Source organism: Streptomyces sp. NPDC051207 (assembly GCF_040682395.1).
Classification (GTDB): Bacteria; Actinomycetota; Actinomycetes; order Streptomycetales; family Streptomycetaceae; genus Streptomyces.
In genome coordinates this window covers 22,358-30,315 of the sequence record NZ_JBFBAX010000046.1, presented here as the reverse complement: position 1 = coordinate 30,315, position 7,958 = coordinate 22,358, and the positions used below count along the sequence as shown (strand labels likewise).

Sequence of the window (7,958 nt, the reverse complement as noted above, 5' to 3'; positions counted from 1 at the left end):
GGCTGCGCCCAGAGGCAGCGAATCCCCGCGCTGCGCGCGGGGATTGCGCTCCCGCTCCGCGTGAGCGCCTGCGGGACGCTGCGCGTCCCGCCCACCGGCCCGGCTGCTCCGGGCCGGTGACGCTCCGTCCGCTGCGCTCCCGGAGCAGCGGGGGCCTGCCGCCCCCGCAAGGGCGGCCTCCGCTGCGCTCCAGCCACCCGGGCCGCCCCGCTCCGCGAGACGGCCAACGGGCCTACGGCCTGCGCAGCAACAAGGGGCGGGGGTCCCCGCGCGCGGGGGTTTCGCTTCCGCTCCGCGTGAACGCTGGCGGGGGCTGCGCCCCCTCACATCCTGCCTGCTGCGCAGGCAGGATGACGGTCCGTCCGCTGCGCTCCCGGACCAGGCGGGACTCGTCCCGCTGCCGGGCCTCCGCTGCGCTCCCCCTCCGAGTCCTTCCGGCTCCGCCTCCAGGATCACTACGGCCCGCTGCAGCGGGTTGGGTGGCCTGGGGAGCTGCCGGCCCGGTGACGGGCTGTCACCGGGCCGGTGGGGCGAGGGTCAACGTCTGCGGGACCAGCTGGTACCGACCCCGGCCACATGCAAAGCCAGAGCCATCAATCCCAGCAGCATCACATTCGTTGAAGAGAACACATCGTTGGTACCGATCTCCGCCGCATTGATCAAAAACGCCACGAAGAACAACACAGCCGCGACTATCCCGAGCATCACCAAGCTCCTCTCCTACAGGGTGAAGCCCGTATGCCCCACATCCGTCTCCACAGACATGAACGGAAGGAGGAAGGCGGACACGGCATGTGAACCTGCCGGCCCGTCACCCCTGACCTTGCGGCCCGCCCCGTCCCTCGAAATCGCGTCGCACTGCCCCACCTTCGTCTTCGACCAGACCCGCATCGTCAGGGAAGTCCAGAACAGTGCCGCAGCGCCCGCACAACCTCCCGTCCTCGGCCGGTGTGCCACACGCTTTACAGAAACGGTTGCCCATCTCGTCTTCCCTCTTCTGTTTCATGACGCTCCACGACAGTCCAGTCAGGCAATGAGAAACTCGGAGTACCCATCGGGTCGGCGATGACTCATCTGGCACTCTGCTTCACTCTAAGAACCGGGATAAGATTTGGAATCGGCAGGCTCCGCCTCTCTGGGAAAGAAGCGTTTCTGCTGGCGGTGGAGCGCAACACCCGCCACGGTCTGCCCCTGACGCGTGCCGACCGCAACGCCGCCGCGCTGCGCATCATCCCATCATCTCCGCAGGGCGAGATGGGCTGCTCGCCGAACTCCTCCAGCTCGACGCCGCGCACCCCGTCATGGACGCGGTACAACGCCCGCAGTTCGGACGGGAACCGCACGCCGATGGCCTGCTCAGCACTGTCGATGTGAGCATCTGCCGCACCTGGTCGCAGCAGGCCGCACGAAACCGGCGCATACTCGCCCAGCCACGTGCTGAACCTTCCCCAAGCCCGCTCGAGTCGGTCATGGCCTGAACGGTCACTCACTATCGCTCTCCGAATCGAGATACAGGGAGCTGACCGCCACGACTTTGAACTCCCGATCACCGGGTCGGGCTTCCGTGATGGCTTCTCTTCCCGCCTCTGGCGGCGGATGACAGGACGGTGACGGGCTCTGCACGGGTTCGGTCCACTCAGCCGCCCCACCTGGGTCCACGGGCTGTTCGTGGGTGCTGGCGTTCAGCACCTCCGTGGCTACGACCCCTGCGACAGCGACCACTGTGGAGGCCGCTACGAGCCAGCGACGCGCCCGCCTCACCCGAGGCCGGCCCCGGGCGTTGTCGTCGGTCACGCCGGTATCCTCCCCATACTTGCCACCCGACACCGTACAAGCGCCGGGGTTCTTTCCAGGTGGAGTGCCCCCGAAGTTCCGACACCTGAACACCGGATGTTTGCTCCTCTCTGAGAAGTGATCAAGGGGTGGCAACGCGGCAGAACTACCCCGAAGAGTTCAAGCGGCATGCGGTGGATCTGGTGTGCGCCGCAAAGGAAAGGTGTCCTCGCCGCCGCCGACGTCATTTCTCCCTGGGAGAAGGGCTCCCCACGCTTCGCGGCGACGCCTGAGGACGACAGGGACGCCACGCCTACCGTCATGCCTACGCCGCGGTCCCCCCTCGACGAGTGCGAGAGCATGAAGGCGCTGTCCGAGTACCTCGGCCACTCGGACCCCGGCTACACGCTGCCGACGTACACGCACCTACCGCACCCTGGAAACGGCGCACGGCCTGGACGACTCTCTCCGGCAGTACGCACTGACCCACCACGCGGCGCTTCAGGCCGCAGCCGCCGTGGTGACGCCAGAGCAACGACCGGAACACCGACCCGGACGCCGTGCACGCATCCGGGGCACATGGGATCTGCTGCCCGAGGTCGCTCCCGAGCACGGGTCCGAGGGCCGTGGTCTCTGTGACTGCGATTGTGCTCGTTCCACTCCGTGCCGATCCGGGCCGTGGCCTCGGCCTTCGATCAGCTCCTGGAGCATCCGCTCGGCCGGTTGCGCGTCGGCAGGGGGTCTCGGGCTTCCACGTCCCTGGCCCCGGGGCTCGCTCGGCCTTCACCTGCGCATGGGCCGGCTCAGCTATCCGGCAGAGCCGCCGATGCGGTATGGGTGCGCCCGCTCGCCGGGCACGGGCTTGCGGGTACGGCCTTGTCGCGGGCCTGCTCACCAGGCAGTGACGTCGGCCCCTCTGCCGGGGAACAGAGGGGCCGCAGCGTCGGCCGGCCCCGAATGCCACACCCTGACATCTGTCAGGGTCACGACGTCCCTGGCGCGGTCTACGGTTCGAGGTGCTGACTCGGGGGAGCTCTTGGCCGCTATGGCATCTGGAGCAGGAGATGTGAGCGCTCCGGTCGGGTACCAGCAGCAGCCGTGGTGACGACATCTCGCCGTTGGAATGGCTGCATCGGTTGCGACTACAGAGGAGATCACATGATATTGAGCAGAATCAGAGCACGGGCGGCTGCAATGGTCGTGACGATGATCGCCGCAGTCCTTGTTCCGCTGGCGGCGCAGGCACCAGCACAGGCAGCACCGAATGTTGCGGCCGGAACGGCCGGATGGACTCCGCAGATCTACCCGCTGTTCTCGGGCGAGTGGGTCAAGCGGAATGTGTCGACTGCCCAGCGGCGCGATCAGCTGATCGCGTGCTCCCTGGCATCTGGAATCGCCTGCGTGGCGGTTGGTCAGGGCGACGGCATGCACAGCATCTTCCACCTGTTCAGGTGCGATACGCGGTCGCTCTCGAACTTCATCGACTCGCTCTCTGTTCGCAACAACCAGACGGGCGGAGCCCAGGTCCGTTTCTGGGGTCCCAGGTACTCGTACTCCGCCCCCGCGGACGGCAACATCTACAACTTCCCGGACTACGCGACGTACGACTTCACTCACCTCGACATCTGCTGAGGGCACATCGACCCGGGCACGCTGATCACGGTGTCCGGGTCGGAAGCCTTTGCCGTGACGGCTGCGGAGTGATGACTGTCGCCGGAAGTAACGGCCCGGTCCGCCGAGGCCCAGCCGTACCCACCCGGACGAGGGCGGCCCTTGTGGAGTGGCCATTGCGACACCAGCACGCCCCAGGCTCGATCTGTCTGCAGGGCTCACGGGCTGGAGCGGAGTCAACTCGGTGGATGCCATCGGGTGGACCCCCGCCCGGGACAGGGCGCGGGCGTCGCGGCGCGCGGCCGCGTTACCGATCCGGTTCTGCCGGGACCGGCGTGACTGTCCGGCGGCAAGGCGGCGGCGTCCGGCGTCCTGGAGCCGCCGCCGCTGCTTGCGCAGCTCCGCCTTCGGTCCTCGATCTGCTGGCGGCAGGTCGACTGCCAGCCAATCAACCGCTGGTCGATGCCCGCGATCTCCATGACAGGCCGGCGGCCGGGCGCCACCTGGCACGGCTCCCACGCCCACCCCAGCCGGGCGGACACCTCCTTCGAAAGGCCATCGCCGACCGGATCCCGTTCGGATGGGTGACGGCGGACGCCGCTTACGGCTACAGCAAGGGCTGGTGGTTCGAGCTGGAGCAGGCCGACGTCTTCCACGTCATGGCCACCACTCTCCACGACACCCTCGTCACCCGCTGGCCGATCGATCACCCCGTCCACGACCTGTTTCCCGGCCTGCCACGGCAGAAGGGGAAACGCCGGTCCTGCCGTGAAGGAGCCCACGGCCGACAAATCTACGACTGGGCCCGCGTCGAAGTGAGGCCCTGGCACCGCGAGGACCGACGGCACTGGGTTCTCGCCCGCCGCAGCGTGAGCCGACACGATGAGATCTCCTACTACACCGCTTACTGCCTGACCCTCTTGCGCGCCCGAGAACTCGACGCCGACAAAGCAGAAACGGATCCTCCAGCACTACAAACGACGCGGGCACCACCCGCGAAAACTGACCAGCAACCAGAACAAGAACCCTTGCAGTACCAGGCCGAGGCGGCCAGGTGCCGGTGGACGGCGCCGGGCCGGGAGACGGCCAGTGCGCATGGATATGACAGCAGTGGCAGCGACCGCCGGCACGGCTCTGGGCTCGGCCATGGCGACGGACGCGGGACGCACGCGGTGAACGTCACCACGGCACTGTGGCGGCGGGTGCGGCCCGACCGGGCCGAGACGGTGGGCGAGGACCTGCCCCTGGAGCGGCCTCTCATAGTCGCCGCCCACGAGCGCGGCGACGAGCAGGCGCGCGCCGGTTCCAGGCGGAGTGGGAGAACCGGCTGCTCCAACTGCTGCTCCAGGGGGACGAGGAGCTGGTCGGCCGACTGCGCCGACTGGCCGAGGAACTCAACTCCCATACGCCGCCGGCGCAGCCTCGGCGAGTGGTGCGCGCCGAGGCCCGCGACCACGGCCATGTGTACCAGGCCGGGAGAAACCAGTGCTTCATGAGGCCATGAGCGGGAACGACCAGCCGTCGGTGCGCCGGGAGGGAGTGGCGTCCCGTGGCAGCCAGGTCTTTCAGGCCGGGGGCGACCAGTTCGTCATCAATCCGCCTGCTCCGCCGCCTGTCCTGCCGCACCGGGTGGTGGTCGGCGTGGGAGTGGTGGTCGTCCTCGTGGTGCTCGCAGTGATGGCGCGTTTTGGCCAGCTGGAACCGCGCCCGGACGGCTCCTGCCGGCTGCGCAACCGGCTGGCGGAGGAGAAGGGCTGGCACGAGGCCTGCCTGACCCATGAAGGGGAAGTCCTGCTCCTTCGCGCCTGCCAGGACGACGACGTCTTCCGGTGGCGGTTTCCCGTTCCGTGACCGGACTCGGCGGAACCCTGACGGCAAGGGCCCGGGAAAGCCCTGGGCCGGGAGACCGGGGCGGTGCGGAGCCGGACGGGACGGCGGCGAACCGGCACTGGACGAGGCGGGTGGGCACGTATCGGTGGCGTCACCGTGTTTCAGCGCCTGGGCTACGGTGAGCAGGGCATCCTTCTGTACGGGCCGGTGACGCGTCCTTGGCGGCGTAGGTGTGGGCATCGCCTTCGGCGGTGGTGTCGGTGGCGGGTGTGAGCGGGGTTGCGCGGCGGCTCCCGGTCGCCGTGCGGTCGCGTGCCGTCAGGCGCACCATGACGTCCTGCAGGGGGCGCAGCGAGATCACCGGCGAGCCGTACTGCAGTGCGTGGCCCGGGATCATGCTCAGCCTGAACCGCTGGTTGATCATCGTCACGATGGTCCGCAGTTCGAGCAGTGCCATGGTGTTGCCGATGCACTGCCGCGGTCCCGCACCGAACGGGAAGTACGCCATGCGCGGGCGCTCCTTCACAGCCTTCGCGGTGAAGCGGTACGGGTCGAAGGCCAGCGGGTTGTCCCAGTGGCGCGGGTTGTGGTGGGACACGAGCGGCGACAGCAGGATCGACGAGCCGGCTTCGATGTCGTAACCGCCCAGGCTGTCCGGGCCGACGGCGGCGCGCGGGAAGATCCAGATGGGCGGGTGCATCCGCAGGCTCTCGTCCACCACCATGCGGGTGTACGTCAGCGCGTCGGTGTTCTGCCTGTCCGGCAGGTCGCCGCCCAGGACCTGGGCTATCTCCGCGTCCAACTCCTCCTGCACCGGAGGACGGTTGGCGATCGACAGCAGGGTCCAGCACAGTGACACCGCGGTCGTCTCGTGTCCCGCCAGGTAGATGGTCAGGAGTTCGTCGCGCAGTTCCTGATCGGTCCAGGGCTCACCGGTGACGGGGTCCTCGGCCTGCTCCATCAGCGATATCAGCGAACCCTCGCCGGTGCGCGCGTAGCTCTGCCGGACGTCGGCGACGATCTTGTCGAAGACCCGGTGAATCCTGGCGATCTTGTGCTTGCGGTCGGTCGGCAGCCAGGCCGGCAACATCTCGGACGGCGTACCGCGCCGGAACATCACCTCCACCACGTCGTCGACGATGTGCTTGAGCACCCGCGACGAGGGCTCGATGTCGTAGGCGAACAGCGAGCGGCTGAGCGTGATCAGGGTGAGCCTGAGCATTTCGGTCATCAGGTCCACGGGCTCGTCGCGCGCGGCCTTGGCCTCCCACGCGTCGAGCATCTCGTTCGTGGCGGTGACGATGTTGGGGACGATGTCGAGGATGGCGTTCTTCTGGAACGCGGGCTGTACCGCCCGGCGGTGTCCCCGCCAGAAGTCGCCGTCCGAGGTGAGCAGCCCTTTGCCCATGACGACGCTGAACTGCTCGTACAGCGGGCCGCGCACGTAGTTGCCGTGGTTCTTCACCAGAACCTGCTGCACCGCCTCGGGACCGGTGATCTGGTGGACCGTCATCGGTCCGAGCCGCATGCGCACGGTCTCTCCGTGGTCGCGCTGCAGACCGAGCAGGAACTCGGCGGTGTTGCGGCGCCAGGGGCCGAGGCTGCCCAGCAGCGGGACTCCCGTGGGGCCGGGGGCCCGGGCGGCGCGACGGGGGGTGGTCGCGGGGGCTGTGGTGGCGTTCACCGGCGGTCTCCTTCGTGGCGGGGCTGCGAGTGCAGCGGCTTTGCCCGGTGGGCGTCGTCGATCGGCGTGACCCCGCGGGTGCCGGCGGCAGGGTCGGCTTCGGTGGCGGGGCGGACTCCGGCGGCCGGGGCCTGCCCGCGGGCCTCGTTGCGGGGCACCGGGAACACGCGCCGCACGAAGAGGTTGTCGAAGACGACGTCGGGGGCCAGCCGGCGCAGGGCGAGGGTGCTGCGGGCGAGGAACCCGACGGGGTAGCGGGCGCTCGGGCGGGCGCTGCGGACCGCCCGCTCCACCACCCGGGCCACGTCGTCGGACTGGATGGCGAACGTGCCGGCCAGGGTGCGGCGGCTGCCCGTGTAGATGGCGTCGAAGTATTCGGCCGTACGCCGGCGGAAGTCGTCGTAGTCCTTGCTCACGGGCTTGAGGTTCGCCACATAGGTGGCTCCGAAGTCGGTCGTACGCACCGGCCCTGGCTCGATGAGGACGACCCGGACGCCGAAATCGGCCACCTCCAGGCGCAGGGCGTCGCTCAGTGCCTCGACCGCGTGCTTGGACGCCTGGTAGAAACCTCCGCCGGGGACCGCGTAACGGCCGAAGACCGACGAGATATTGACGATGGTTCCGTGCCGCGCGGCCCGCATGGCCGGCAGCACCAGCTGGCTGAGCCGGGCCAGCCCGAACACATTGGTTTCGAACTGCCGCCGCATGTCGTCCGGTTCGGCCTCTTCCACGACACCCGACATGGCGTATCCGGCGCTGTTGACCAGGGCGCCGACCGAGCCGTGCTCGGCCTCGACGAGGTCGACGACCGCGCGCATGCTCGCTTCGTCGGTGACGTCCAGGCGCAGCGTCCGGATTCCTTCGGCCGCCAGGCCGGTCAGGGTTTCCGGCCTGCGTGCCGTGGCATACACGGTCAGACCGGCGCGGTGCATCCGCAGTGCGCAGGCGCGGCCGATCCCGGAGGAACAGCCCGTGATGAGCACGGGCAGGGGCGTCGTCATCCCACTCTCCTATTCTCTGGCTCGATCGTCGGGATTTCTGTGTGGGGTACCGTGGTATC

Annotated in this window: 7 protein-coding genes and 2 pseudogenes; 6 read left to right on the top strand and 3 right to left on the bottom strand. The window is 68.8% G+C overall.

The genetic code is table 11. The annotated features are described in order from the left end of the window. Positions 1-537: 537 nt before the first annotated feature. The gene (locus AB0M97_RS28890) at positions 538-705 is read right to left on the bottom strand and encodes a hypothetical protein (protein WP_365963924.1); all 168 of its coding nucleotides are present in this window, start codon (positions 703-705) and stop codon (positions 538-540) included. Positions 706-1,161: 456 nt separating this feature from the next. Between AB0M97_RS28890 and AB0M97_RS28885 the strand changes: the two genes are divergently transcribed. From AB0M97_RS28885 to AB0M97_RS28860, 6 genes and pseudogenes are all read left to right on the top strand, one after another. Next, positions 1,162-1,374: a hypothetical protein gene (locus AB0M97_RS28885; protein ID WP_365963923.1), complete on the top strand. Its 213-nt coding sequence runs from the start codon at positions 1,162-1,164 to the stop codon at positions 1,372-1,374. A gap of 627 nt (positions 1,375-2,001) precedes the next feature. Continuing rightward, positions 2,002-2,202 (top strand): annotated as a pseudogene (locus AB0M97_RS28880) (site-specific integrase); the annotation flags it as partial. 7 nt (positions 2,203-2,209) lie between these two features. Continuing rightward, entirely contained in the window at positions 2,210-2,878 is a 669-nt protein-coding gene (locus tag AB0M97_RS28875; RefSeq protein WP_365963927.1) for an SAV_6107 family HEPN domain-containing protein, read from the top strand. A 53-nt stretch (positions 2,879-2,931) separates the two neighbouring features. Next, a complete protein-coding gene (locus tag AB0M97_RS28870; RefSeq protein WP_365963922.1) occupies positions 2,932-3,405 on the top strand; it encodes a hypothetical protein in 474 nt (157 codons plus the stop codon). 521 nt (positions 3,406-3,926) lie between these two features. After that, positions 3,927-4,376 (top strand): annotated as a pseudogene (locus tag AB0M97_RS28865) (IS701 family transposase); the annotation flags it as partial. 508 nt (positions 4,377-4,884) lie between these two features. After that, the gene (locus tag AB0M97_RS28860) at positions 4,885-5,235 is read left to right on the top strand and encodes a hypothetical protein (RefSeq protein ID WP_365963921.1); all 351 of its coding nucleotides are present in this window, start codon (positions 4,885-4,887) and stop codon (positions 5,233-5,235) included. Positions 5,236-5,365: 130 nt separating this feature from the next. Here the strand turns inward: AB0M97_RS28860 and AB0M97_RS28855 are convergent, their stop codons facing one another. Then, the gene (locus AB0M97_RS28855) at positions 5,366-6,898 is read right to left on the bottom strand and encodes a cytochrome P450 (protein WP_365963920.1); all 1,533 of its coding nucleotides are present in this window, start codon (positions 6,896-6,898) and stop codon (positions 5,366-5,368) included. After that, the gene (locus AB0M97_RS28850) at positions 6,895-7,899 is read right to left on the bottom strand and encodes an SDR family NAD(P)-dependent oxidoreductase (protein ID WP_365963919.1); all 1,005 of its coding nucleotides are present in this window, start codon (positions 7,897-7,899) and stop codon (positions 6,895-6,897) included. The genes AB0M97_RS28855 and AB0M97_RS28850 overlap by 4 nt, the downstream gene beginning before the upstream one ends. Positions 7,900-7,958 lie beyond the last annotated feature (59 nt).